We start from the raw sequence: 24,433 nt of genomic DNA on the forward strand, positions 1-24,433 counted from the left end.
GAAAAATTTAACACTTTTTGAAAAATGTATTTTGTAATGAGTATATGACTATAAATTCATATAAAATGAACGTTTGGAGGAATAGAAAATGACTAATGATTTAATTCAAACAATCGATTCATTAATGGTAAATATTCCAGCTGGAGAGGTAGTATTAAGAGATGATCGAATAAAAAAAGAATGGCTAGTGCAAATTCAACCATTTCTTCTTGCAAAGTATGCTGTAACAACGGAACTATATGATGCTATTACAAATAGTACATTAAATAATTTTGAAAATAATCATAAACCAGTTGTAAATATTTCATGGAACGATGCCATTGCGTTTTGTAATGTACTTTCAAAAAAAGCGGGATTAAAAGAATATTATTCTATTAGTGATGGTGGTCAAATTGTTAGATGTAAGTTAGATTCAAATGGCTACCGATTGCCATCTGAGGCAGAGTGGCAATATGCATGTAAAGCAGGTACAACCGGATATACATACAGGAAACTTTATGATATAGCATGGTATAATGAAAATTCAAATGGACATATTCATGACGTTGGCCAAAAGGAACCGAATGCATGGGGACTCTATGATATGTTAGGGAACGTTTGGGAATGGTGCTATGATTTGTATGATGAAAAAGTATACGGAACATACCGCATTTTTCGTGGAGGTAGTTGGGCTGAAGCAGCGAGAGGTTGCGGCGCTACTTGTCGTCGCCGAAGCCATCCTACATTTCATATAGAAGATCTCGGTTTTAGACTTGCTAGGTCAATTTAGCAGGAATATGATACGAACAACTAAGAAAAGAGTATGGAGAAAATCCGTACTCTTGCCAACATAGAAACGATTTAACGTAAGGAGTGTTTATTATGGCGCGTGTTTTATTTATTAACGCTGGATCAGAAGGACATATAAATCCAACTTTACAAGTTGTAGAAGAATTGATTTCTGGTGGTGAAGAGGTCGTTTATTTTTCAATAGAAGCTTTCAGGGAGCGGATTGAGAAGACAGGTGCTACTGTACGAACGATTGATGATCAAAATACAGCGGATATTGTCATACCTAGCGTTCTAGAACAAATTGAAGGTGAACATTTTGATTACATAATTCATGATTCTATGTTTGGCTGTGGCCATTTAATTGCTCAAATCCTTAAACTTCCAGCCATAAATTCATGCACATCTTTTGCGCAGGATGAAAAATCCTTTGAGCAAATGTTAGGTCATCTATCAAAAAATATCCCAGTAGAAATTTATGATAAAATACAGAATGATTTTCAAAACTTAACGAAGGGAATTGTTGAAAAATATGGTGTTGAAATAAAATCATCGTATGAAGTTTTCTGTAATCCTGCACCCCTTACTATTGTATATACAATTAAGGAGTTCCAGCCTTTTGGTGATACGTTTGATGAAACATATAAATTTGTAGGACCATCTATCTCTGCACAAATGAAAAACAGAGACGTTGATTTTACTTCAATTGAAGAAAAAAGTCCGATTTATATTTCATTAGGTACTGTTTTTAATGAAGCGATTGACTTTTATAAACTGTGTATGAAGGCCTTTGAGAATAGTGAGCATACAATTGTTATGTCTATTGGTAGTAAAACAAAAATAAGTGATCTAGGCGAAATTCCTAAAAACTTCATTGTGAAAAACTATGTACCCCAAACTGAGCTGCTTACATATACGAAACTATTTATTACACACGGCGGGATGAACAGTGCGCATGAAGGACTGTATAACGGGATTCCGCTCGTTGTAATACCGCAAAGTGCAGATCAGCCAGTAGTCGCAAAGCAAGTGGAGAGTCTTGGAGCAGGAATAAAATTACAAATGCAAGGATTAACTGCGGATCAACTAAGTGAAAGTGTAGAAATGGTATTAAATAATCCGTCATTTAAAGAAGTCGCTTTGAATTTGAAGAAATCTTTCCAAAAATCAGGTGGATATAAGGAAGCTGTTGATGAAATTTTTATATTTGTAGGTCAGTGAAAAAATGAAATTATACATTAGAAAAGCATCTAAATAGGATGCTTTTTATTTAACTTTATAATTCTTATTTTTAATATCTAGTATGGTTAAAACTAAGGCACTGAGAGATATAAGTATAAGAATAAAAGTTAACCAGTTAAATGTATTGTTAATTATGAAGTAAAGATGATAGATAAATATATTCAAATTGTATTTTAAAATGTTAGGACTTAGTTTTACATGTTAGTAATAATTTCACTGTTTCTGCACAACTTCTGCACATACTCAGGTAATTTCTATGTCATGATATATTCATAAAGTGAAATATTTCGCAAGGAAAATATAATTTCACTGCGGTGTATGTATAATTAACACATACATCGGTACAAGTTTGTCTCTTGTTATTCTTTTACATCAAAGCCCACATTCCACTACAAAGTATAACAAGAAGGAGACATGAACATGAATAATCGATTTTTAAAACAACTACAAAATATGAAAATGAACAAAAAAAGTTTAGGAGCTTTAGTATTAACAGCTGGAATTATTAGTACGACACTTATTCCTCAAAATGCTTATGCGCACGGTTTTGTTGAAAAGCCTAGTAGCCGATCCGCTTTATGTAGTCCAACTTATGGTGCGCTAAATGTAAACTGTGGAAGTGTTATGTATGAACCACAAAGTTTAGAAGCTCCAAAAGGGTTCCTACAAGGTGGTCCAGTAGATGGACAAATTGCTTCAGCAGGCGGAAAATTTGGTGGTATTTTAGATCAACAAACAGCAAATCGTTGGTTTAAAAATACAATCACTGGTGGGGAAAATACATTTACTTGGAAGTATACTGCGCCTCACTTAACGAGTAAGTGGCATTACTATATTACTAAAAAAGGATGGAATCCAAATAAATCGCTAACAAGAGCAGATTTCGAACCAATTGGAACTGTACAACATGATGGTTCTGCAGCTTCAAATAATTTAACTCATAAAATCAATGTACCTACTGATCGTAGTGGATATCATGTGATTTTAGCAGTATGGGATGTAGCTGATACAGCAAATGCATTCTATAATGTAATTGATGTTAATCTTATTAATGATGTGAAACCAGACATAGAAGCGCCAAGTATTCCAAATGGACTTCAGACGCAAAAAGTAACAGCGAATAGTGTAGAACTAACATGGAACGCTTCTACGGATAATGTAGGGGTAAAAGGATATCAAATCTTCCGTAACGGAGAGATAATTGATACAGTAATAGGCACTCATTTTATTGATAAGAAATTACAACCAAGCACAGAATACTCTTATACTGTAAAAGCAATTGACGCAGCTGGCAATGTATCGAAGGAAAGTACAGCGCTTACAGTAAAAACAACAGTTGAGATTCCTGATACAGAAGCACCAACACAACCAAAAGGATTACATAGTATGGGAACGACAGCGTCAAGTGTGGATTTAATGTGGAGTCCATCTGACGATAATATTGGTGTAGACCATTACGATATTTATAGAGAAACAGAAGGATCAATGAAAAAGATTGCAACATCCAATACAACTTCTTATATGGATAAAAATCTGCTCGCTAATACTACTTATAAATATGTAGTAAAAGCTGTTGATGTAGCTGGAAATGAATCCGTACAGAGTGATATATTCACAATTACTACAAAAACCGAAAGCGCTTCATATGAAGCGTGGGATGCAAAAAAAGCATATAAAAAGGGAGATAGAGTTCTACACGAAGGAAAAGTATATGAAGCAGTCCAGAGTTATCAAGGAAATGGTGATCCGAACTGGATTTATGCATTATCATTATGGAAAACAGTGTAAGCTTTACCTAGATATGAACTAAGAGATGATGGGCTTTGATTTCAAAAGAGAATCTTGAGAATTCACTTTTCTATTAATAATAAAGGGTAGTGTATGAATACATAAGATTCATACACTACCCTTTTTATTATGATAACATTTTCGTCATAAGTATGTGCGGAATGCCATCTTCCATAAATATATCAGAAGAAGTTTCATAACCTAATTTTTTATAAAATCCTTCAGCTTGTGTTTGCCCGTGTAGTTTCACTTTTGTAGCTTGTTCGTTACGAGCAAGTTCTTCTAACGTTTGAATGATGACTTTACCTAATCCGTATGTACGATAATCTTTTAAAATACAAATACGTTCTAATTTTCCGACACCATCAACAAATCGTATACGCCCTGTGCCTACAGGAAGCTCATTATAATAAACTAAAATATGTTTACATTGCTCTCCGATTTCATCGAATGTATCAAATTCCTCTGCAAGAGGGACACCTTGTTCTTTTACAAATACTTCTTTTCGAATATGAAAGGCAGTTTCTAAATCAGCAAGTTCTGTTATAAGTTTGGATTGCAAAATGTTCAGTCCTTTCTAGTGTAATCAGCTTGTGTTTTCATAGTATATCATAATAAAGCGCTATTAAGAGAAGAACATACTAAAAAGCCAACTTTAAAAAGTTAGCTTTTATTACAATTCCTTTATCCCATTTTTAGCGCCGATAATTACTTTACTCGTCATACTTATAAACAACCCTGTTTCAACTACACCAGTAATCATTTTTAATTGAGTGTGTAAATGGGCAGGACTAGAAATATAATTAGGGAATATACAATCGATAATCATGTTATTGTTATCGGTTATATAGGTTTCATTATTTTTCAAACGTAATGTTGTTTGACACCCTAAAGACTGAATTTTATTTTCGGTTTGTTTCCATGAAAAAGGGATGATTTCAATAGGTAATGGAAAAGTACCTAAATGTGTTACAAGTTTCGATTCATCAGCAATGATAATTAGTTCTTTAGAGGAAGAGGCAACGATTTTTTCACGAAGTAATGCACCGCCACCGCCTTTTATAAGTTGTAAATTTGAATCAATTTCATCCGCTCCATCAATTGTAAGATCAAGACTTTGTACGTCGTTTAACGAAATTAGGGGGATATTTAGTTGCTGTGCTAATGCTTCAGTTTCCTTTGATGTCGGTACAGCTTGAAATGATAATCCTTCTTTTACACGCTCACCTAATTTTTGTATTGTCCAATATACAGTAGAACCTGTACCAAGCCCAATCTTCATGCCATCATTTACAAAGTTAGCGGCATATTCGCCAGCGAGCTGTTTTAAATTCATCGCTTTACTCCGCCGGACGCGGTCCAGCATCAAGACCTGAATTTTCAACTGTAAGTACCGGACGAACGACTATATCTTTATGTACACGCATTTGACAAGATAATCGTAAATGATCTTCAATCCCTTTTTCCGTCATTGCATGTTTCTCATTCGCACTCGCTTCATAGAAATCACCTGCTAGTATTTCTACTCTACAAGTTGTGCAACGTGCATTCCCGCCGCAACGATGAAGAATGTTGACACCGCTATCTTCAATTGCTAATACTAACTTCGTTCCTTCTTTTACATCAAATGTTCCCGCACCTTCAATTGTTAATTTTGGCAAATTTGTTCCTCCTCACGTAAAATTGTACATAACATATTTATGACCGCGAATTATTGAACATAAACATTATTTTTTTATATCCCCGTAACTTTTTTTAATGTTGAATCGTTTATTAAGTAAGCGCTGAAAAGGAGTGGTTATTTTGTGCACAAAAGTAACTCATGTTTTAAAGAACCGTATCGATATGAATCATTCAAATATAAACTTTTTAATTGAACAATATGGAGAGTTAAAAAGATACTGTACTTTTTTAACGAAAAACAAATGGGATGGGGAAGATCTCGCCCAAGAAACAGTGTGTAAAGTGCTTCAAAAATATAGAAATAAAGATATTTGTATGACACTCGTCTATAAAATAGCAAGAAATCGTTGGTTAGATCAGATGAAGTCTAAGTCTGTTCATGAAAAAATAAGAGAACAAATCACTTTTGAAGAACCACATGAGAACATTGCAGATTTGCATGAAATGGTAGGGAAAGTATTGTCTTCATTAAATGTACAGCAATCCGCAATTTTATTATTAAAAGATGTTTTTCAATATAGTATCGCTGATATTGCTAAAGTGTGTTCTGTATCAGAAGGTGCAGTGAAAGCTTCTTTATTCCGGAGTAGAAATAGGCTGAAAACTGTAAGTGAAGAAGGGGTCGAGATAGTCGAATTCACAGATGATATGGAAGTTGTAGTAACGTCTATTCGAGAAGAGAGACCGGAATTATTAACGAAACTGCTTCCCTCAATAGATTTTACTAAGTTACCATCTAAACAGCCAGTCTTATTATTTAATGTGAAACAACCTTCTTCCTACAGTTGTATGCTTTGCGCAGCATAACAAGTATTGGAGGGATTTAAAATGAATGCAATTCCATATGTAGTAGAACAAACAAAATTAGGAGAACGTTCCTATGATATATATTCAAGGTTATTAAAAGACCGCATTATTATTATCGGTTCAGAAATTAATGATCAAGTAGCGAGTAGTGTCGTAGCTCAATTATTATTTTTAGAAGCAGAAGATGCAGAGAAAGATATATTCTTATACATCAATAGCCCCGGCGGTTCAACGACAGCAGGTTTTGCAATATTAGATACGATGAATTTAATTAAACCAGATGTGCAAACGCTGTGCATGGGCTTTGCGGCATCATTTGGTGCATTGCTATTATTATCTGGAGCAAAAGGAAAACGGTTTGCGCTCCCTAACAGTGAAATTATGATTCATCAGCCGCTTGGTGGTGCACAAGGGCAAGCAACAGAAATTGAAATAACTGCGAAAAGAATATTAAAGTTAAAGCATGATATTAATAAAATGATTGCAGAAAAAACAGGCCAACCGATTGAAAGAGTAGCACATGATACAGAAAGAGATTATTTTATGACTGCAGAAGAAGCGAAGGAATATGGGATTGTAGATGATGTTGTTACGAAAAAATAAGATGAAAAAGGCTAGAGGATATATTAATTCTCTAGCCTTTTTATTAATCCTTTACCCATTCATCAACTAATGCTTGATTTTTATTAATCCATTTTCGCGCAGCTTCTTCAGGATCTTTTGTTTTATTTAACATGACCATTAACGTACCGAGCTGTTCATCGTTCATTTTCCATTTATCAAAGTATTTTATAACATCTGGGTGATCTTTTTCGAAACCTTTACGAACGGAGTAATAAATGTCATCTTTTTCACCATATACTTTCTTAGGGTCTTTTAAATATTTCAAGTCAAATTCTGAAAACCCCCAATGCGGATTCCAAAGCGTAACAGCGATTGGTTTCTTTTTTGTATATGCTTTCTTTAGTTCACTCATCATCGCAGCTTCAGAGGATTGGACAAGTTTTAGTTTTATATCATATTCTTTCATTGCTTTATTCGTTAAATTCATAAGACTACTACCGGGTTCGATACCGACAATTTTATTATCTAGTTCATCTTTATGAGCATTTAAATCTTCGATACTGTTTATGTTTTTCATATAAGAAGGGACGACTAAACCTAGTCCAGTACCTTCGTACCATTTTGATTTTAAGACAATATCATCTTTATAACGATCGTTTAGCGGTTTATCTGTAACTGGTAGCCATACTTCTAAATTCGCATCAACATCGCCACGAGCAACACCAGTCCAAATTGCGGCTTTTTCTAAATACATGAGCTCAACTTTGTAGCCTTTTTCTTCTAATAAAACTTTCCACATGTTTGCAGTTGCAATATTTTCTTTCCAACTTGTTACACCAAGTTTAATTTTCCCTTTCGAATTTGCATTTGTTGCATTACATGAAGTGAAAATCATAGTAATAAATAATGCAAGGCATATAAACCAAATTTTCTTTCGCATTGAAAACCTCCTAAGTAACGTTTGCCTTATAAAATAAATGTATAAGTAAGCATTCTTATTATGAACGGAAACGAGAATTTTAAAGAAATCTTATGAATGTCATTTTTATGTAATATTTCTTTGTAAAATCGCAACACTATGTGAATAGATGGGTAGAAAAGGAGTAGTGACATGGATAATACAAAGGTGCGTGTTGAAAACGTAACAAAAGTATTCGGGAAACATCCGCAAAGAGCCCTTTCCTTATTAAAAGAAGGAAAAAGTAAATCGGAAATTTTAAAAGAGACAGGAATGAACGTTGGGGTGAAAAAAGCAACGTTTGAAGTATACTCTGGAGAAATTTTCGTTATTATGGGTTTGTCTGGTAGCGGGAAATCTACGCTAGTTCGTATGTTAAATCAATTGATTAAACCAACTACAGGTCATATATACATAGATGGTGAAGACATCGCAACGATGGGAAAAGAAGAGTTACGAAGAGTAAGAAGAACGAAAATGAGTATGGTATTTCAGAAATTCGCTCTATTTCCGCATCGTACAGTTATACAAAATGTTGCATATGGGTTAGAAATACAAGGAGTTCCGGTTGAAGAGCGAGAGAAAAAAGCGTTAGAATCGCTACAGTTAGTAGGACTCGATCATCATAAAGATAATTATCCAAGTCAACTTAGTGGCGGTATGCAGCAGCGCGTTGGAATCGCAAGGGCGCTAACGAATAATCCAGATGTATTACTAATGGACGAGTCATTCAGTGCATTAGATCCACTTATTCGAAAAGAAATGCAAGATGAATTGTTAGAGTTGCAAGATAAAATGGAAAAAACGATTATATTTATTACGCATGATTTAGATGAAGCGCTTCGAATTGGAGATCGTATCGCATTAATGAAAGATGGAGAAATCGTTCAAATTGGAACGCCAGAAGAAATTATGATGAGCCCCGCTAATGAATTTGTAGAAAAGTTTGTTGCGGACGTGAATTTAGGAAAAGTAATTACGGCTGAGTCTATTTTAAAACGACCAGAAACTTTATTGATTGATCGTGGACCTCGTGTGGCCCTTCAAATTATGAGGAATGCAGGCGTCTCAACTGTATATGTTGTAAACAAAAAGTATGAGTTTTTAGGTATATTAACTGCGGATGATGCGAGTAAAGCAGTACAAAAACAGTGGCCGATTGCTGATTTATTACTTAATGATATTCCGCATGTGTATTTGGATACTTTACTGGAAGAGACATATGCAAAAATGGCAGAGATGAAATATCCGTTACCAGTAATCGATGAGAAGAAAAGGCTAAGAGGAATTATTAAACGTGAAAGTGTCATTCAAGCTCTTGCAGGAAACATTGAGGAAGAGGTGAAAGACGATGAATAGTATACCACGTATTCCATTAGGGGAATGGGTCGACTCATTTGTTGCAAGTTTATATGAGCACTTTGAAGGCTTATTCCGAGGATTCTCTTATATTATTGGTGGATTCGTTGATTTACTCACTAATTTTTTAATAATAATTCCTGCCATATTGATGATTATTATCTTATGTTTCCTCATTTGGTACACAACGAGAAAACTATCTTTAGTCATTTTTACGCTTATTGGATTATTATTTATTTTGAATATTAACTACTGGGCACAAACGATGCAAACATTAGCACTCGTACTTACGTCAGTTATTATTTCAATTATTGTCGGAATTCCAATTGGTATATTAGCATCTCAAAATGAACGTTTCTCAAAATTTTTAAAACCAACATTAGATTTTATGCAAACAATGCCTGCATTCGTATACCTTATTCCAGCGATCACATTTTTCGGAGTAGGTGTAGTACCTGGAATTATTGCATCAGTAATCTTTGCAATGCCACCGACAATTCGTTTTACTGACTTAGGAATTAGACAAGTTCCAGAAGATTTAATTGAAGCAGCGAATGCATTTGGATCCACTGCATCACAAAAACTATTTAAAGTACAATTACCACTTGCAACCGGAACGATTATGGCTGGTGTGAACCAAAGTATTATGCTTTCATTATCGATGGTTGTAACAGCATCACTTGTAGGAGCTCCAGGACTTGGAGTTGATGTATATCGCTCGGTAACACAAGTTAATATCGGAATGGGATTTGAAGCTGGATTAGCTATCGTAGTAATCGCAATTATATTAGACCGAATTACACAAGGGTTCCATACGAAAAGAAAATAATGACCAAAAAACACACTTTTATACTACAAAGTGTGTTTTTTATTGCATCCAGTTTACATACGAACGATAACAGAACCTCCAGCTGGTGCACAAACTTGGTTTTGCTGTTGTTCCATGGATTTAATTAATTGATTATTTTCTTCAATTAATGAGATTAATTTAGCTAACTGACTTTCAAGACTTGCGATGCGCTGCATCATATATTGTGAATCATGATGCAATGTATTCCTTACAGGATGGGGGAATAAACATACTGTTGATTTATATTTGGATTCCAATGAGGATGCATTTGAATCGTTCCTCCTTCAATAAATTACGGATCTTTCTTATAGTAAATGCCTATATATATTTAATGGTTACTTGAAATTTTTTCATTATAAAAGGAGTATGTACAGAAAATGGAAAATATTATATATGAAGTTAAAGTGCATTTTTTGAAAAGATTCAAGCGAGATAGTGCGTATATTAATACATTTAAGTGAATGCATGTTGTTTAGGGAGAAATGATGGGAGGAGATGCAATTTTGGCTAAAAATAAAAAAAGAAATGATGCTTTGGCAATAGGTGTCGGTATAGGGGTTGTAATCGGTGTATTTCAAGGGCACTTTACAAATAATTTAGTAATCGGAATTGTGATTGGGATTATAATTGGGATTGCGTTTTTGAAGAAATAATGAGATGTAAATTCATTTCAAAAATTGTTGTATCAAAAGAATGAAAATTCGGAATACGAAACCTGTTTTTCCTTTTTTTGTGCTATTATATATGAAAAGGAAGGTGATGGATAATGTCAACAAACAATCAAATAGAACAAAACTGTTTCATTTGCGAAAAACATAAAGGAATTATTATAGTTCCAGGTGGAGCTATTTACGAAGATGAACTCGTTTACGTTGGACATGTCTACTGGGATAGTGAAGAAACATACCTAGGTTATGTAATGATAGATATAAAAAGACATGTACCTGGCCTTGCTGAACTAACAGATGAAGAAGCGAAAGCGTTCGGACTTATAACAAGTAGAGTAAGTAAAGCGCTAAAAGAAAGCGAAGGTGCAGAGCATATTTACACTTTTGTTTCAGGAAATGGTGTACCACATATGCATATGCACATTATTCCACGTTATCCAAATACACCAAAAGAATTTTGGTCACCAACCGAGGTAGCGAAATGGACTGGTGCACCATATGGTGATGAAGAGAAAATAAAAAAACTATGCGAAAGAATACGTAAGTATATGGTAAATGAGTATGCATACAACAAATAATACACAATATTCATGGGTTGGAAATATAGAAATGTGTTTAGGAGAAATTTCAGTTAAGCAATATGGTGATATTGTACTGGGTAAATATGGCGGGAATATAAGTGCTGGAGCGAAAAAGAATGAAGATGGTGCATTAGTTTGGTCAAATGGTGAATGGGAATTTGCAGCTATTTTAGATGGGCATAATAGTACGGAAAGTGTTGATTTAGTAGTAAATACAATCGACAAAGAATATGAAAATATAAGCGTAATTTTGAATGAACCAATTGATACAGTATTTCAGTCTGTTGAAAATCATATACTTACAATTTTTCAGTCACCTTCATTTAAGGAAAAGTGCAAAAGAATACAAGGTGAAACAGCTTGCTTACTATGTGTAAGAAAAGAAAATTATATATGGTGGCTTTCTATTGGTGATTGTTTAGTGTATGTATTTCATGAAGAGTTACATAAGTTAGGACAATATGCATTAAATCAACGTCATTTTTACGAATGGATTGGAAATGTAAACACATTTGATTTACCTGTTCCTTGTTATTCATCAGGTATTCGTGAATTACGTACTGGAAAGAACCGAATTGTAATGGTGACAGATGGAGTATTAGAATGCGGGGAACGCCGATATGAAACGCCAGTAAATCTGTATAATAATATGAATAGAAATAATAAAAAACTTGAAGAAAGTGTTCATCATGTATTAGAGCAAGTTCATCATCAATTCGGACGCGATAGTGCGACTATAATTAGTTGGGACGTTGAAAATAAAGAGAGTGCTACGTATCCGAGTGATCAGCCGGAGAAAATGCAAGTAAGAAAATAAAAGGATAGGGTTTTCTGTCAATTATAAAAATAACTCTATTAATTTTATCGGTACTATCTATATTCGTTTTTGAAAAAATAGAAAGAAAAAGGATAAACATCCCGAAACAAAAGGGATGGGAAATAGATTGTTGTTATACAATACATAAAACATGTCTTGATAAAACTACTACTAAAGAAGATAAAGAAAATGAATACATTATCTATGTATTAAAAAATATATAATCCACTTTGTTACGAAAACATAATTAATTTAATAGGAGGGAATGCAATGGGCAACTCTACTATTTGGATTATAGTTATTATTATGATAATTGGAGGATATTTTTTAGAAAAGTTTTTAAGAAAAAAACTAAATATGCCAAAGGGCAATGCTTGGATATATAAGCATGTAAATGGTTTACATGTAAAATTAGAAATAGGTCTTTTTATCGTATATCTTATAGTAAGTTTTATTTATCTGTTCAAAGTAGAAAATGCTAATATAGGAATTGTTGTACTTACTTATTTTGGAGCAATTTCCTTATTACGCGTATGGATGGAATGGAAGTATAACAGAGAGACAAAGGAATATATTCTTTCTATAATTGGATTCTTTGCATTTGTTTTTATGGTTTCAATGTTACTTTATTTTGATCCTCTTTCTACATACTAATGTCGTTTTGGTTTTTCATGATGAATATTTAAAAAGAGTAGCTACCATTATTTATCTTGATAGTTACTCTTTATATTTACATCTTCTTAAAGCTTCTCAAAACAAGGTATTCCCACAATTTCCAAGGAAGAATCTTCTTCGTAAAGATCATAAATTTTACACCTTTTCCAATAGGATATCGTAAAGTAGTACGCTTTGTTTCAGCAATTTCAACGATTTTATTAGCAACATCTATCGGATTACCAAATGTATCACTACCGCTATTAATATGTTTTTGTATTTTATCCATATATTCTTTGTAAGGAGATGTTGTATCAGATTGGTTTTCAGCTAGTTGTTTACCAACCTCCCATATGTTTGTGTTATAAGAACCTGGTTCAATTAAAGCGACGTCTATTCCGAAAGGTTTTACTTCTAAGCAAAGCGATTCACTCCAGCCTTCTAATGCATATTTTGAAGATACATAAGGAGATAAACCAGGAAATCCAACTTGGCCGCTAATGCTGCTTATATTAATGATTTTTCCGCTTCTTTGTTCTCTCATATATGGTAAAACAAGCTGAGTGATTGATATAGCTCCAAAAAGGTTCGTTTCAAATTGCTTTCGATATTCGTCTACTGGGATTTCTTCTACAAAGCCCCCATTTGCATATCCTGCGTTATTTATAAGGAGATCTATTCTATTAATTTCTTTTAAAAACAATTGGAAATTATGTATAGAATTTTGATCTGTTACATCTAATTGTTGAACTTTTATATTGTGCTGTAAGTTAAGTTGAGTAACTTGGGATAGTAAGGTTTCTTGTTTTTCTAGGTTTCGCATTGTAGCGATAACTAAATAATCTTTTTTTGCGAGTTCGAGTGTAGTTAATAGTCCAAATCCACTTGAGGCTCCTGTAATTATTGCGATTTTTTTATTCATTTTCCGCCAGCTTTCTTTTTCTTTTATCATAACGAGTTATGATAAGAAAATCTATTATTCTTACATTTAGTATGAAATCAATTTGTATGTAAAAAAAGGGGATTATAGGGAATCAGCGTATATAGAGTAGTGTATATTAATATGATAATGAAATGAGGGAAGAAAAATGGTCCATGTGAAAGATGTATTAGCAGATCAGTTATTAGCAAATGCGAATGATCCCAGTTGGTATATGCCATTTTCAGATGCAGTTAAGGATTTATCTGAGAGGGAAGCTTTCTGGAAACCGAATGAAGAGTGTAATAGTATAGCCGAAATCGTACAACATTTACTGTATTGGAACTCTACGTGGCAAACTAGGTATAAAGAATCACATGTTAATGCAGTACCCGCTATAGGAGATAATAATAAAAGTTTTATGCTTTCAGATAATCAAACTTTCGATGAATTACGGGAAAAGCTACTAGAAAAACTGTTACAATGGCAAAATCTTATAAATGAAGAAAAGGTTGAAAGTGATGTAGTAGGATTTCCTGTTTCTGCAAAATGGTGGGAAGTGTTAGCGAATGTAACAACTCATAATGCATATCATATTGGGCAAATTATTTACATCCGAAAATTACAGCAGAGCTTTGATAATGAATAAGATAATAGTTCTCAAATTAGGTGAACAAAAGTGGACAAAACGAGACAAATGTCTCATTTTTTCCACTTTTTTATTATGAAAGAAAAGAGAAAACCTATTAAAGCAAGGATTAGAATTTGGCACGGTACTTGCAATATAAAAGACGAACAAGAAAATAGGAGGGCTGGACATGTTAAAAACAACTGAAAGTAAAGGGAATGAAATTACGAAAGAACAAGCTCGTTGGATGTACGAAAAAATGTTAGAGATTCGTAAGTTTGAAGATAAGGTGCATGAATTGTTCGCGCAAGGCGTTTTGCCAGGTTTCGTTCATTTATACGCAGGTGAAGAAGCGGTAGCAGTTGGTGTATGTGCCCACTTAACGGATAGTGACAGTATTACAAGTACACATAGAGGTCATGGACATTGTATCGCAAAAGGTTGTGATTTAAATGGTATGATGGCTGAACTTTTCGGGAAAGCGACAGGATTATGTAAAGGAAAAGGCGGTTCCATGCATATTGCCGATTTAGATAAAGGAATGCTAGGTGCGAATGGCATTGTAGGCGGCGGTTTCCCACTTGCTTGCGGTTCAGCATTAACAGCTAAATATAAAGGAACAAAAGATGTAAGTGTTTGCTTCTTCGGTGACGGAGCAAATAATGAAGGAACATTCCATGAAGGGGTTAATTTAGCGGCGATTTGGAAGTTACCAGTTATTTTTATTGCAGAAAATAACGGTTACGGTGAAGCAACTACATTTGAATATGCTTCAAGTTGTGATTCTATCGCTGATCGCGCAAAAGCTTATAATATTCCAGGTGTTCAAGTAGATGGAAAAGATCTTCTAGCTGTATATAAAGCTGCTGCAGAAGCAGTGGAACGTGCGCGTAATGGGGATGGTCCAACAATTATTGAATGTATGACATATCGTAATTATGGTCATTTCGAAGGTGAAGCGCAAACATATAAATCATCAGAAGAAAAAGAAGAACATTTAAATGAAAAAGATGCAATTGTGAATTTCCGTAAGCATTTAATTCATGAAGGTTTATTAACGGAATCTGAACTTGTTGATATGGAAAAAGCAGTAGATGATGCAGTACAAAGATCCATTGAATTTAGTGAAAATAGTCCATACCCAGACGATGAAGAATTATTAAAAGATGTATACGTTTTTTACAAATAAGAGGAGGGTGAAAAATTATGACTAGAACAGTAAGTATGTCAACTGCAATTAATGAAGCGATGAAAATCTCAATGCGTCGTGATGAAAATGTAATTTTAATAGGTGAAGATGTTGCAGGCGGTGCACAAGTTGATCATCTGCAAGATGATGAAGCTTGGGGTGGTGTTCTTGGTGTTACGAAAGGACTTGTACAAGAGTTTGGCCGAAATCGTATATTGGATACACCAATTTCTGAAGCGGGTTATATGGGAGCTGCGATGGCAGCTGCTGCAACTGGATTACGTCCGATAGCTGAGTTAATGTTTAATGATTTTATCGGTAGTTGTCTTGATCAAGTATTAAACCAAGGTGCGAAATTCCGTTATATGTTTGGAGGTAAAGCAAAAGTACCCGTTACAGTACGTACGATGCATGGCGCTGGTTTTAGTGCAGCAGCTCAGCATTCACAAAGTTTGTACGCATTATTTACGAGCATACCAGGTATTAAAGTTGTTGTTCCTTCCACACCGTATGATGCAAAAGGATTATTATTAGCAGCAATTGAAGATGATGATCCAGTAATCTTCTTTGAGGATAAAACACTTTACAATATGAAAGGGGAAGTGCCAGAAGGATACTATACAATTCCATTAGGAAAAGCAGATATTAAACGGGAAGGTTCTGATGTAACAATTGTCGCAATCGGAAAGCAAGTTCATACAGCACTTGCAGCTGCAAAGCAATTATCGAAAAAGGGGCTTGAAGTAGAAGTAATTGATCCACGATCTTTATCACCGCTTGATGAGGATACGATTTTATCATCTGTTGAAAAAACAAATCGTCTTATCGTCATTGATGAAGCGAATCCTAGATGTAGTATGGCAACAGATATTGCGGCAATTGTAGCGGATAAAGGTTTTGATTTGTTAGATGCACCTATTAAACGAATTACAGCACCACACACACCTGTTCCGTTCTCACCGCCACTTGAAAAGTTGTATTTGCCAACGCCAGAAAAAGTAATTGAAACTGTATCAGAAATGATTGGAGATCAATCTTTATTACATGTGTAATAAAACGATGAGAAGGGAGAGAGAAACATGGCTGTAGAAGTTGTAATGCCGAAGTTAGGTATGGCGATGAAAGAAGGTATTATTACGAGCTGGAATATTAAAGCAGGCGATAATGTAGTAAAAGGAGAACTAATTGCTAGTATTAATTCAGAAAAAATTGAAACGGAAATTGAAGCGCCAGCTGATGGTACGGTGCTTGATATAGCTGTAAGTGAAGATGAAGGGGTGCCGCCTGGTACTGTAATTTGCTACATCGGTAAACCGAATGAAAAAGTAGAAATGCAGGAAAGCACACATGTGGTAGAAGAAAAAACATTTAATATAGAAGTACAAAATGTACAAAATCAAGAACCAAATGGGAAAGAAGTAGCCAAGCAAAGAATTAAAATTTCACCTGTAGCGAAGAAAATTGCAAAGTCTGAAAATTTGGATATCAAGGTATTAGTTGGTACAGGTCCTGGCGGAAGGATTACAAAGGCAAATGTATTAAAAGCACTTGAGGTAAGAGGAATCGTTCCGGAAATATCTGAACAAGAAGAAAGTAACGTGATTCCTGTTACTGGTATGCGTAAAGCGATCGCAAATCGTATGCACGCAAGCTTACAAAATAGCGCACAATTAACGTTAACGATGAAAGTAGATGTAACAGATTTAGTTGCTTTACATAAAGAAATAGCGGAAGTTGTACAAAAAAGATATGATAATAAATTAACTATTACGGATTTCGTCTCGCATGCTGTTGTATTAGCACTTGGAGAGCATAAAGAAATGAACAGCGCTTATATAGATGATGCAATTCATCAATTTGAACATGTGCATTTAGGCAGGGCAGTCGCATTAGAAAAAGGGTTAGTCGTTCCAGCTATTCGCTTTGCAAATAATTTATCTTTAGTAGAGTTGTCTAAAGAGATTAAGAATGTGGCACAAAAGGCACGAGCAGGTAGCTTAAGTAGTGATGATATGCACGGAACGACATTTACAATTAGTAATTTAGGTAGCTTTGGTATTGAATATTTCACACCGGTATTAAATACACCTGAAACGGGTATTTTAGGTGTAGGTGCAATTGAACATGTTCCTGTATTTAAAGGGAAAAAATTAAGAAAAGGAAGTATGTTACCTTTAAGTTTAACATTCGATCATCGTGTATTAGACGGTGCACCAGCAGCTGCATTTTTACGCACAATTAAACATTATTTAGAAGAACCTATAACAATTCTTTTATAAAGAGAAGGTGAGAGAATGAGTAAATTAGTTGTTATTGGGGGCGGACCTGCTGGCTATGTAGCAGCAATTACCGCGGCTCAAAATGGCAAAGATGTCACTCTTATTGATGAAGCTGACCTTGGCGGAACATGTTTAAATGTTGGGTGTATGCCGACGAAATCACTGTTAGAAAGTGCTGAAGTACATGACATTGTGAGAAAAGCGAATGATTATGGGGTTACGCTTAATACAGGAAGTATATCAATTGATTGGGATCAAATACAGGCGAGGAAATCACAAATCGTAATGCAACTCGTCCAAGGAATACAATATTTAATGAAGAAAAATAAAATTAAAGTTGTAAAAGGAAAAGCGAAATTCGAAACGGATCATCGTATGCGAGTTGTACAAGGAAATAAAGAAGAAGTAGTTGATGGAGAGAGCTTTATTATCGCAGCTGGTTCCGAACCTACAGAATTACCATTCGCTCCGTTTGATGGAAAATGGATTTTAAATAGTAGCCATGCCATGTCTCTTGAGAGTGTACCATCTTCATTGTTAATCGTTGGTGGTGGTGTAATAGGATGCGAGTTTGCAAGCATTTATAGTAGACTTGGCACAAAAGTATCGATAGTTGAAATGGCACCGCAATTAATACCTGGTGAAGATGAAGATATCGTGAATACTTTAAGAGAGAAATTAGAAAAAGATGGGGTGAAAATTTTTACGGGAGCAGTTTTAAAAGGTTTAAATAACTATAAGAAGCAAGCTTCATTTGAATACGAGGGAATTACTCACGAAGTAACTCCAGAATTTGTTCTTGTTTCTGTAGGAAGAAAACCACGAGTGCAACAATTAGGATTAGAAAAGGCAGGGGTTCAGTTTTCAAATAAAGGGATTGCTGTGAATGAACATATGCAAACGAACGTATCGCATATTTACGCAGCTGGTGATGTGATCGGTGGAATTCAGCTTGCTCACGTTGCCTTCCATGAAGGAACGACAGCAGCATTACACGCAAGCGGAGAAGACGTGAAAGTAAATTATCACGCTGTGCCCCGTTGTATATACACAGCTCCAGAAATAGCTAGTGTCGGGTTAAGTGAAAAAGGTGCAAGAGAACAATATGGTGATATTCTCATCGGAGAATTTCCTTTTATAGCGAACGGAAAAGCTCTTATTTTAGGAGAACAAGTAGGTAAAGTAAAAGTCATTGTAGAACCTAAATACCAAGAAATTTTAGGGATTTCTATTATCGGTCCTCATGCAACTGAACTTATTGGTCAAGGAACCGTAATGATTCATACAGAAGTTACCGCTGATATAATGAGAGATTATATTGCAGCACATCCAACTTTATCTGAGGCGATTCATGAAGCGTTAATGCAAGCAGTAGGACATGCTGTACATGCTTAAATAGAAATATGATAAACCACTATTCTCTAAATGAAAGAGAGAATAGTGGTTTGAATTTTTATAGAAGAAATTAAATATCTTATTACTATTTAATTTCAATCGCTGAAGTAATATCGTTCCAATCAGCAGCTAAATTAGCAGTTTTACCGTACCAATCAGCATGTTTAAATAAAACGCCTTTTCCATATCCTTGTGTTGAAGTGTGCTCCCAAAGTGTAGTTGAATAACTTGCAGAAGGTGACGCTGTACTTACAGAAGAAATTCTGTCATTCCAGCTAGATGGTAAGTTTTTAAAGCCGCTACTCCAGTAAATATATTGTCCACCTTTATCTTTATGTTCATAAAAATCAGTACTACCAGCACCGCTACCTAAAGGATTAATTTTATTTTTAATTGCTTTTTTATCCTTTTCAATATACGCATCTAATGTTTCACGGCTAGTAAAACCATAAGCTAGCCAATCTCCATTTTCATTTTGCTCTGGTAATACCATAGTAATTTGGATATCTTTCTTATCCTGCTCACTTAATTTTGCAAATGAATTAACATTTTGTTCATCCACTTTTAAATAATCAAATGACTTAATTGTGTTACTTTTTTCTTCAGCACTTACCGCACCTAGTCCTCCAGTTAGTGCAAAACCCGTTACTAATGTCCCTGCTACTAATTTCTTCAACATATAACCATCCCTTTTTGTTTGAATTTTTGTACAGGTGAATCTTGTACAGCTAAAATGTATTCTAATTTTATACTTTTGTAAATATCCTGAAGTTTTAGAAATAATAGACGGAATATTTACAGTTTTATATTTTTTCTTTAGAAAGAATGGTTATTGGAATGATATAATAAGTGGATATATTGCTTTTACTGGATGTAAAGATATTTTAGGAAAGGTGTCATTGAAATATTTTACAAGAGAATGGTATAAAAAAATGCAAGTTTTAGAATTTGTAAGTTTTATAGAGTCTATAAAAGAATGGTCGGAAATGGATATACAAAGTTTAAAGGAAGAAATAGAGAAAAGGAAAATAGATTTATTAAAGTTCCTTCCTGAATCGATATACTCAATTATACAAAACATCACAACTAATTCAGAATACCCATCAGGTGAACTGAAAAAACGTATGCGAAAGTGGTCAACAGATTATGAGAAAAGAGTGGCACAATTAGATCAATCATACGTAGAATATTTTAATTCCATTGAGAAAAAACTTCCGTCAAATATCGTTCAGTTACACAAGACATCATTACACGACAGTGTAATTAAAGTAGTAAAGAGAAAGTCAGAAGATACTTTGTCTATCGTATTAGATTGCAGTGGTACTTTTAGTGAATTTGATAAATTTGAAGTAACCTTTATAGGAGTAACAAAGTGTTCTATGCCGGAAAACTTTGAAAATGCTTGGTGGTTATATCATGAAATAGCTCTTACTGAAGATGGTTTTGAACTAGGTGTTTTATTCGACTGTCCATTTAGAGAAGTGACGATTTGTGCGACAGATGTATTACTTGTGAAGAAATAATTTTTTATGGAGCATTACAAACGTTTGACATAATAAAAAAATAAAGTTATTGTAGATACATGAAGTCTACAATAGGGGCTGTACTATGAAATATTCTAAAGCTACAAATTATGCTCTTCATACAATGCTTTTTCTGGCAAAGGCTACACCAAATAAGTTAGTTAGTGTTCACCAATTAGCAGAAATGCAAAATGTTTCACCAACGTACTTGTCTAAAATACTAACTAAGTTGACGAAGGAAGGGATGATACATTCATCATCTGGTCCAAAGGGCGGTTACTCGCTTAGTAAGAATTGGGAAGATATTTCATTTTTAGATATTATACATGCAATTGAAGGTAAAACATCATTGTTTGAATGTTGTTTACATGACAAACCTGGATGTTTAATTAATGAAGTAATGCTTGCAGCAGAAGAGAAAATGGAAGAAGAGTTACGAAATCAAAAAATCATAGATCTTGCGAAAAAAATAAAAGTGGATTTTTAATCTGCTTTTATTTTTAAATTAATTAAGGATAAAAAGACTCTGTGATATCTTTAATTGTAGTTAGAAAATGATATGAAGAAGGAGAGAAGATGATGACTAAATTTTGGAATGATCGATATAAATCAGATGAATATTTTTACGGGGAAGAACCTAATACATTTATTAAAGAACAAGCATTTCGTTTAGCAAATCACAATAAAGTAATAGCTTTCGCGGAGGGAGAAGGTAGAAATGCTGTATTTCTAGCAAGACAAGGGAACGAAGTAACAGCTATTGATTATTCGGAAGATGGATTAGAGAAGACAAAAAAATTGGCAGAGAAGCATAACGTAAACGTGCATACAAAAAAAGTAGATTTATTAGCTGATAGTTTGCCAGAAAATGAATATGATGCAGCAATTATGGTATTTGGACATTTTCATGATGATTATAAAAAAATGATATTAGGTAAAATGATACAAACGATAAAGCCTGGTGGTTTAATTATGTTTGAAGTTTACTCAAAAAAACAAATAAACTATGGTACTGGTGGACCAAAAGATGTTGATATGCTGTATGATCCAATTGATATCCTTACTTGGTGTGAAGAACATAAGATAATTCATTTCTTTAATGGCGAACAAGAGCGAATTGAAGGGAAAGGGCACACTGGTTTAGCTGATGTTATTCAAGTTGTTATTAGAAAATTAATATAAGTGTTAATGAAAGTTAAATGTATGAATGTAAAAGACCAGTCATGTAAGACTGGTCTTTCTATTTAGATACTAAATTATCAAGCTTCCAATATGTATCTGTTAACGGCGCTGCTTTGCTATCTATGTATAAATACATATTATTTAAATCTTTTGGTGAAGTTTTCATATTAAATTCAATGTCAGTAGTTAAAGAAAATTCAGATGGAATTTTTTTAGCATTTTCATTTTGTATAACTTTACCTTCGTATTTTTCACCCGTTTTGTCATCTTTTATGAAATATTTTATTTCTGAAAGATCTATCGTTTGTCCGTCAACACGAGCGTTATTTATAGTAACGCGAGCTGTGAGACGCCACTCTTTGTCTATTTTTTCGAATTTAGCATTTTCAACAGTTGCTCTATAGTATTCGTTTTTAAATATTTCCCCATAGTGCATTGCATTCTTTTCGAGAGCGCTCTTTTCTTGTTTTGATGTAGTATTGCTATTACATCCTGTTAATATTCCAGTAAATAATAATGCTGTACATGTCGTTTTGATTAATGGTTTCATAGTAATCCCTTTCTGTATTAAAAAGTAAAACATAGGAATAATTTTACATCAATAGGAAGGTGAATGGAAGTATTTTTTCGTAATATACAGATATATATTTATCCGGTTGTCAAGTTAACAGGATAGAAAGAGGGATAAGACTGTATAAAACGGAATAAATAAGAATTGAAAATATTGTAAAATGGAAGAGGCATGCATATAATTAAAATAAAGTTTAAGTTTCTGAATCTTCAATAACGGTGGTGATGACATGTTTACTGAAGAGCGTCGAGAGAAAATTTTAGAGCTACTTAATACAGATGGAAGAGTAATCGCAAAGGATCTTGCGGAAAGATTTGATATGTCTATTGATTCTATAAGAAGAGATTTGTCTATTATGGAAAAGGATGGTTTATTAAAAAGAACGCACGGAGGTGCAATTGAACTTACGCGAGTGAGAAACTTAGCTGCGGAACCAGCTAAACGTTATAGTGATAGCTCAATATATGAGGACACAATTGCAAGAGTTGCGGTATCTTATATACAAGAAGGTGATTCAATTTTTATTGGTGGGGCTTCCGTTCATAATGCGATGCTGAAATATTTACCAGAAGTATCATTTACGGTTATTACGAATTCTATAGAAATAGCTGGTTATCTACGAGAATATAAGAATATTGATACGTATTTAATTGGCGGAAAAGTAAAACCTTCAGGGAATATTACTGATACACTTGCCTCTGAATTGATAAGTAGATTTTCTATTGATCTTTATTTCTCTACAGGTGGAGGCATTTCATTACAAGGTATTAGTACTGCAACACCTGAAGTTGCTTATTTTAGTAAAAGAGTAAGTGAAATTGCTAGAAGAAATATTTGTTTAGTTCAGCATAATAAACTTGGAATAGATTGTTTTATAAGAGGAGAGTCTCTAAAAGAAATTGACATTATTATAACTGACGAAGAGGCTAGTAAAAAAACTGTTCAGGACTTTGAGAAACAAGATAAACAAGTTGTAATAGCGCCATTATATTCATTTGAAAGGAGTTTGACATGATTGTAAAAGAGCAAGAGTTTTATATAAATGGATTAACTTATACAATTCGTTCTGCAGCTGAGAAAGATGCTGAGCAGTTATCGAAAATTAGAGTTCAGATTGATGGAGAAACTGAAAATATGGATAGAGATGCTGGAGAGGGATTTATAGATAATCTAGGATTTCAAAAAATAATAAAAACAGATAGTGAAGAGACTAAGAATCTCTTTTTAGTTGCAGAAGTGCACAATCGAATCGTTGGATTTTCAAGATGTGAAGGATCAAATTTTAAGAGATTATCTCATAAAGTGGAGTTTGGCGTTTGCATTTTAAAAGAGTTTTGGGGATATAGAATGGGGAAGAGCCTATTACAACAATCTATTAAATGGGCTGACGAAAATGCAGTGAATAAAATATCTTTACAAGTATTAGAGACAAACGAGAAAGCTATTCATCTTTATAAAAAATTAGGTTTTGAAGTAGAAGGCATTTTGAAAAATGACAAAAGACTATCGGATGGAAAGTATTATAATACGGTAGTGATGGGAAGATTTACTAATACTTTTCATGAAAGGGGTGAAGAAGTATGTTTTACAGAAGGAAGTACTATGTAGTGAAAAATGAATTTATAGAAGTATTTAATGATCATTTCAATAATACGAACTTACCTAATCAATTAAAGCATGGTTCTAGGCTAATAGGACGCTGGATGAAAGATAATAAGAATGGTACGTCTGAAGTATTTGCCATATGGGAATATGATAGTTATGAACAGTATAATGAAATAGAATCGAAAATTAGAAGTGACGAGAGGCATATTAAAGGAATACATGAATGGTATGAAAACCATGGCGGGAAAGAATATGTTTTACAGGAGTACATAGTAGAGATGAAAAATGAAGAGTTAGTATGTACTGTAAAGTAACAGAGGGGTGAGGGATAATAGAAATTAAAACAAAATTATATTTTAGTTTAGCATCCGCTATTTTATTTGCAATAGCCGTGATTGTTTTC

At 33.9% G+C, this 24,433-nt stretch carries 29 protein-coding genes and 1 pseudogene; 22 read left to right on the top strand and 8 right to left on the bottom strand.

The window, feature by feature from the left end:
• Positions 1-88 precede the first annotated feature (88 nt).
• From ACQRBL_RS12640 to ACQRBL_RS12650, 3 genes are all read left to right on the top strand, one after another.
• On the top strand, positions 89-769 hold the full coding sequence (locus ACQRBL_RS12640) for a formylglycine-generating enzyme family protein (RefSeq protein ID WP_411995566.1): 681 nt from the start codon (positions 89-91) through the stop codon (positions 767-769).
• Positions 770-861: 92 nt separating this feature from the next.
• Positions 862-1,989 (top strand): macrolide family glycosyltransferase, encoded by a 1,128-nt coding sequence (locus ACQRBL_RS12645; protein WP_411995565.1) that lies wholly within the window; start codon positions 862-864, stop codon positions 1,987-1,989.
• 441 nt (positions 1,990-2,430) lie between these two features.
• Entirely contained in the window at positions 2,431-3,798 is a 1,368-nt protein-coding gene (locus ACQRBL_RS12650) for a lytic polysaccharide monooxygenase (RefSeq protein WP_411995564.1), read from the top strand.
• A 127-nt stretch (positions 3,799-3,925) separates the two neighbouring features.
• Here ACQRBL_RS12650 and ACQRBL_RS12655 read toward each other — a convergent pair whose 3' ends face one another.
• The 3 genes from ACQRBL_RS12655 to ACQRBL_RS12665 all read right to left on the bottom strand — a co-directional run bounded on the left by ACQRBL_RS12655 (position 3,926) and on the right by ACQRBL_RS12665 (position 5,459).
• The gene (locus ACQRBL_RS12655; RefSeq protein ID WP_071732119.1) at positions 3,926-4,360 is read right to left on the bottom strand and encodes a GNAT family N-acetyltransferase; all 435 of its coding nucleotides are present in this window, start codon (positions 4,358-4,360) and stop codon (positions 3,926-3,928) included.
• A gap of 111 nt (positions 4,361-4,471) precedes the next feature.
• On the bottom strand, positions 4,472-5,134 hold the full coding sequence (rpiA, locus tag ACQRBL_RS12660) for a ribose 5-phosphate isomerase A (RefSeq protein WP_078993750.1): 663 nt from the start codon (positions 5,132-5,134) through the stop codon (positions 4,472-4,474).
• 4 nt (positions 5,135-5,138) lie between these two features.
• Positions 5,139-5,459 (bottom strand): 2Fe-2S iron-sulfur cluster-binding protein, encoded by a 321-nt coding sequence (locus ACQRBL_RS12665; RefSeq protein WP_411995563.1) that lies wholly within the window; start codon positions 5,457-5,459, stop codon positions 5,139-5,141.
• Between the two features lie 142 nt (positions 5,460-5,601).
• Here ACQRBL_RS12665 and ACQRBL_RS12670 point away from each other — a divergent pair, with 142 nt between their 5' ends.
• Entirely contained in the window at positions 5,602-6,288 is a 687-nt protein-coding gene (locus tag ACQRBL_RS12670) for an RNA polymerase subunit sigma-70 (protein WP_000337521.1), read from the top strand.
• Positions 6,289-6,309: 21 nt separating this feature from the next.
• Entirely contained in the window at positions 6,310-6,891 is a 582-nt protein-coding gene (gene clpP / locus ACQRBL_RS12675; RefSeq protein ID WP_000991612.1) for an ATP-dependent Clp endopeptidase proteolytic subunit ClpP, read from the top strand.
• Positions 6,892-6,934: 43 nt separating this feature from the next.
• On the opposite strand, the gene ACQRBL_RS12680 is transcribed toward clpP, so the two are convergent.
• Positions 6,935-7,792 (bottom strand): glycine betaine ABC transporter substrate-binding protein, encoded by an 858-nt coding sequence (locus tag ACQRBL_RS12680; RefSeq protein ID WP_411995562.1) that lies wholly within the window; start codon positions 7,790-7,792, stop codon positions 6,935-6,937.
• A 171-nt stretch (positions 7,793-7,963) separates the two neighbouring features.
• Here ACQRBL_RS12680 and ACQRBL_RS12685 point away from each other — a divergent pair, with 171 nt between their 5' ends.
• Together ACQRBL_RS12685 and ACQRBL_RS12690 are read left to right on the top strand one after the other, a co-directional pair.
• Positions 7,964-9,169 carry a quaternary amine ABC transporter ATP-binding protein gene (locus tag ACQRBL_RS12685; RefSeq protein WP_065483974.1) on the top strand — a complete coding sequence of 402 codons (1,206 nt, stop codon included), beginning with the start codon at positions 7,964-7,966 and terminating at the stop codon, positions 9,167-9,169.
• Positions 9,162-9,998, top strand: coding sequence for an ABC transporter permease (locus ACQRBL_RS12690; protein WP_001084752.1), 837 nt, complete (start codon positions 9,162-9,164; stop codon positions 9,996-9,998). The genes ACQRBL_RS12685 and ACQRBL_RS12690 overlap by 8 nt, the downstream gene beginning before the upstream one ends.
• A 53-nt stretch (positions 9,999-10,051) precedes the next feature.
• Here ACQRBL_RS12690 and ACQRBL_RS12695 read toward each other — a convergent pair.
• Positions 10,052-10,287, bottom strand: a pseudogene (locus ACQRBL_RS12695) (hypothetical protein).
• A 217-nt stretch (positions 10,288-10,504) separates the two neighbouring features.
• On the opposite strand from ACQRBL_RS12695, the gene ACQRBL_RS12700 reads away from it, so the two are divergent.
• From ACQRBL_RS12700 to ACQRBL_RS12715, 4 genes are all read left to right on the top strand, one after another.
• Positions 10,505-10,672 (top strand): hypothetical protein, encoded by a 168-nt coding sequence (locus ACQRBL_RS12700; protein WP_000508401.1) that lies wholly within the window; start codon positions 10,505-10,507, stop codon positions 10,670-10,672.
• A 113-nt stretch (positions 10,673-10,785) separates the two neighbouring features.
• A complete protein-coding gene (locus ACQRBL_RS12705; protein ID WP_023522158.1) occupies positions 10,786-11,265 on the top strand; it encodes an HIT family protein in 480 nt (159 codons plus the stop codon).
• The gene (locus tag ACQRBL_RS12710; RefSeq protein ID WP_023522157.1) at positions 11,243-12,085 is read left to right on the top strand and encodes a PP2C family serine/threonine-protein phosphatase; all 843 of its coding nucleotides are present in this window, start codon (positions 11,243-11,245) and stop codon (positions 12,083-12,085) included. The genes ACQRBL_RS12705 and ACQRBL_RS12710 overlap by 23 nt, the downstream gene beginning before the upstream one ends.
• A gap of 270 nt (positions 12,086-12,355) precedes the next feature.
• The gene (locus ACQRBL_RS12715) at positions 12,356-12,739 is read left to right on the top strand and encodes a DUF4181 domain-containing protein (protein ID WP_023522156.1); all 384 of its coding nucleotides are present in this window, start codon (positions 12,356-12,358) and stop codon (positions 12,737-12,739) included.
• 76 nt (positions 12,740-12,815) lie between these two features.
• On the opposite strand, the gene ACQRBL_RS12720 is transcribed toward ACQRBL_RS12715, so the two are convergent.
• On the bottom strand, positions 12,816-13,661 hold the full coding sequence (locus ACQRBL_RS12720) for an oxidoreductase (protein ID WP_218012228.1): 846 nt from the start codon (positions 13,659-13,661) through the stop codon (positions 12,816-12,818).
• 166 nt (positions 13,662-13,827) lie between these two features.
• On the opposite strand from ACQRBL_RS12720, the gene ACQRBL_RS12725 reads away from it, so the two are divergent.
• The 5 genes from ACQRBL_RS12725 to lpdA all read left to right on the top strand — a co-directional run bounded on the left by ACQRBL_RS12725 (position 13,828) and on the right by lpdA (position 19,149).
• Positions 13,828-14,307 (top strand): DinB family protein, encoded by a 480-nt coding sequence (locus ACQRBL_RS12725; RefSeq protein WP_023522154.1) that lies wholly within the window; start codon positions 13,828-13,830, stop codon positions 14,305-14,307.
• A gap of 169 nt (positions 14,308-14,476) precedes the next feature.
• On the top strand, positions 14,477-15,475 hold the full coding sequence (gene acoA / locus ACQRBL_RS12730; protein WP_023522152.1) for an acetoin:2,6-dichlorophenolindophenol oxidoreductase subunit alpha: 999 nt from the start codon (positions 14,477-14,479) through the stop codon (positions 15,473-15,475).
• A 17-nt stretch (positions 15,476-15,492) separates the two neighbouring features.
• A complete protein-coding gene (acoB, locus tag ACQRBL_RS12735) occupies positions 15,493-16,527 on the top strand; it encodes an acetoin:2,6-dichlorophenolindophenol oxidoreductase subunit beta (protein ID WP_000198901.1) in 1,035 nt (344 codons plus the stop codon).
• Positions 16,528-16,554: 27 nt separating this feature from the next.
• Positions 16,555-17,754, top strand: coding sequence for a dihydrolipoamide acetyltransferase family protein (locus tag ACQRBL_RS12740; RefSeq protein ID WP_411995561.1), 1,200 nt, complete (start codon positions 16,555-16,557; stop codon positions 17,752-17,754).
• A gap of 15 nt (positions 17,755-17,769) precedes the next feature.
• A complete protein-coding gene (gene lpdA / locus ACQRBL_RS12745) occupies positions 17,770-19,149 on the top strand; it encodes a dihydrolipoyl dehydrogenase (protein WP_411995560.1) in 1,380 nt (459 codons plus the stop codon).
• An 85-nt stretch (positions 19,150-19,234) separates the two neighbouring features.
• On the opposite strand, the gene ACQRBL_RS12750 is transcribed toward lpdA, so the two are convergent.
• Entirely contained in the window at positions 19,235-19,828 is a 594-nt protein-coding gene (locus ACQRBL_RS12750) for a hypothetical protein (RefSeq protein WP_411995559.1), read from the bottom strand.
• A gap of 220 nt (positions 19,829-20,048) precedes the next feature.
• Between ACQRBL_RS12750 and ACQRBL_RS12755 the strand changes: the two genes are divergently transcribed.
• The 3 genes from ACQRBL_RS12755 to ACQRBL_RS12765 all read left to right on the top strand — a co-directional run bounded on the left by ACQRBL_RS12755 (position 20,049) and on the right by ACQRBL_RS12765 (position 21,854).
• On the top strand, positions 20,049-20,672 hold the full coding sequence (locus ACQRBL_RS12755) for a DUF4085 domain-containing protein (protein ID WP_023522148.1): 624 nt from the start codon (positions 20,049-20,051) through the stop codon (positions 20,670-20,672).
• Positions 20,673-20,757: 85 nt separating this feature from the next.
• Entirely contained in the window at positions 20,758-21,159 is a 402-nt protein-coding gene (locus ACQRBL_RS12760) for an Rrf2 family transcriptional regulator (protein WP_277509444.1), read from the top strand.
• An 89-nt stretch (positions 21,160-21,248) separates the two neighbouring features.
• Positions 21,249-21,854, top strand: coding sequence for a class I SAM-dependent methyltransferase (locus tag ACQRBL_RS12765; RefSeq protein ID WP_113302951.1), 606 nt, complete (start codon positions 21,249-21,251; stop codon positions 21,852-21,854).
• Positions 21,855-21,912: 58 nt separating this feature from the next.
• On the opposite strand, the gene ACQRBL_RS12770 is transcribed toward ACQRBL_RS12765, so the two are convergent.
• The gene (locus ACQRBL_RS12770) at positions 21,913-22,404 is read right to left on the bottom strand and encodes a hypothetical protein (RefSeq protein WP_000803253.1); all 492 of its coding nucleotides are present in this window, start codon (positions 22,402-22,404) and stop codon (positions 21,913-21,915) included.
• A gap of 250 nt (positions 22,405-22,654) precedes the next feature.
• On the opposite strand from ACQRBL_RS12770, the gene ACQRBL_RS12775 reads away from it, so the two are divergent.
• From ACQRBL_RS12775 to ACQRBL_RS12785, 3 genes are read left to right on the top strand one after another with little or no spacing between them, the layout of a single operon-like run.
• Positions 22,655-23,440: a DeoR/GlpR family DNA-binding transcription regulator gene (locus ACQRBL_RS12775; protein WP_411995558.1), complete on the top strand. Its 786-nt coding sequence runs from the start codon at positions 22,655-22,657 to the stop codon at positions 23,438-23,440.
• Positions 23,437-24,033, top strand: a complete 597-nt coding sequence (locus ACQRBL_RS12780) for a GNAT family N-acetyltransferase (protein WP_000635684.1) — start codon at positions 23,437-23,439, stop codon at positions 24,031-24,033. The genes ACQRBL_RS12775 and ACQRBL_RS12780 overlap by 4 nt, the downstream gene beginning before the upstream one ends.
• Entirely contained in the window at positions 24,006-24,344 is a 339-nt protein-coding gene (locus tag ACQRBL_RS12785; RefSeq protein WP_000499992.1) for an NIPSNAP family protein, read from the top strand. The genes ACQRBL_RS12780 and ACQRBL_RS12785 overlap by 28 nt, the downstream gene beginning before the upstream one ends.
• Positions 24,345-24,433 lie beyond the last annotated feature (89 nt).

Source organism: Bacillus sp. AF62, from assembly GCF_050312695.1.
In the GTDB taxonomy this organism is placed as follows: domain Bacteria; phylum Bacillota; class Bacilli; order Bacillales; family Bacillaceae_G; genus Bacillus_A; species Bacillus_A cereus.

Bases quoted from the DNA above. Each gene is read 5' to 3' on its own strand.
- ACQRBL_RS12775 (WP_411995558.1), top strand. From the start codon at position 22,655: ATGTTTACTGAAGAGCGTCGAGAGAAAATTTTAGAGCTACTTAATACA.
- ACQRBL_RS12640 (WP_411995566.1), top strand. From the start codon at position 89: ATGACTAATGATTTAATTCAAACAATCGATTCATTAATGGTAAATATT.
- acoB (WP_000198901.1), top strand. From the start codon at position 15,493: ATGACTAGAACAGTAAGTATGTCAACTGCAATTAATGAAGCGATGAAA.
- ACQRBL_RS12700 (WP_000508401.1), top strand. From the start codon at position 10,505: ATGGGAGGAGATGCAATTTTGGCTAAAAATAAAAAAAGAAATGATGCT.
- ACQRBL_RS12690 (WP_001084752.1), top strand. From the start codon at position 9,162: ATGAATAGTATACCACGTATTCCATTAGGGGAATGGGTCGACTCATTT.
- ACQRBL_RS12705 (WP_023522158.1), top strand. From the start codon at position 10,786: ATGTCAACAAACAATCAAATAGAACAAAACTGTTTCATTTGCGAAAAA.
- ACQRBL_RS12715 (WP_023522156.1), top strand. From the start codon at position 12,356: ATGGGCAACTCTACTATTTGGATTATAGTTATTATTATGATAATTGGA.
- ACQRBL_RS12710 (WP_023522157.1), top strand. From the start codon at position 11,243: ATGAGTATGCATACAACAAATAATACACAATATTCATGGGTTGGAAAT.
- ACQRBL_RS12650 (WP_411995564.1), top strand. From the start codon at position 2,431: ATGAATAATCGATTTTTAAAACAACTACAAAATATGAAAATGAACAAA.
- ACQRBL_RS12685 (WP_065483974.1), top strand. From the start codon at position 7,964: ATGGATAATACAAAGGTGCGTGTTGAAAACGTAACAAAAGTATTCGGG.
- acoA (WP_023522152.1), top strand. From the start codon at position 14,477: ATGTTAAAAACAACTGAAAGTAAAGGGAATGAAATTACGAAAGAACAA.
- ACQRBL_RS12770 (WP_000803253.1), bottom strand. From the start codon at position 22,404: ATGAAACCATTAATCAAAACGACATGTACAGCATTATTATTTACTGGA.
- ACQRBL_RS12750 (WP_411995559.1), bottom strand. From the start codon at position 19,828: ATGTTGAAGAAATTAGTAGCAGGGACATTAGTAACGGGTTTTGCACTA.
- rpiA (WP_078993750.1), bottom strand. From the start codon at position 5,134: ATGAATTTAAAACAGCTCGCTGGCGAATATGCCGCTAACTTTGTAAAT.
- ACQRBL_RS12740 (WP_411995561.1), top strand. From the start codon at position 16,555: ATGGCTGTAGAAGTTGTAATGCCGAAGTTAGGTATGGCGATGAAAGAA.
- ACQRBL_RS12780 (WP_000635684.1), top strand. From the start codon at position 23,437: ATGATTGTAAAAGAGCAAGAGTTTTATATAAATGGATTAACTTATACA.
- ACQRBL_RS12645 (WP_411995565.1), top strand. From the start codon at position 862: ATGGCGCGTGTTTTATTTATTAACGCTGGATCAGAAGGACATATAAAT.
- ACQRBL_RS12760 (WP_277509444.1), top strand. From the start codon at position 20,758: ATGAAATATTCTAAAGCTACAAATTATGCTCTTCATACAATGCTTTTT.
- clpP (WP_000991612.1), top strand. From the start codon at position 6,310: ATGAATGCAATTCCATATGTAGTAGAACAAACAAAATTAGGAGAACGT.
- lpdA (WP_411995560.1), top strand. From the start codon at position 17,770: ATGAGTAAATTAGTTGTTATTGGGGGCGGACCTGCTGGCTATGTAGCA.
- ACQRBL_RS12725 (WP_023522154.1), top strand. From the start codon at position 13,828: ATGGTCCATGTGAAAGATGTATTAGCAGATCAGTTATTAGCAAATGCG.
- ACQRBL_RS12680 (WP_411995562.1), bottom strand. From the start codon at position 7,792: ATGCGAAAGAAAATTTGGTTTATATGCCTTGCATTATTTATTACTATG.
- ACQRBL_RS12720 (WP_218012228.1), bottom strand. From the start codon at position 13,661: ATGAATAAAAAAATCGCAATAATTACAGGAGCCTCAAGTGGATTTGGA.
- ACQRBL_RS12765 (WP_113302951.1), top strand. From the start codon at position 21,249: ATGATGACTAAATTTTGGAATGATCGATATAAATCAGATGAATATTTT.
- ACQRBL_RS12785 (WP_000499992.1), top strand. From the start codon at position 24,006: ATGTTTTACAGAAGGAAGTACTATGTAGTGAAAAATGAATTTATAGAA.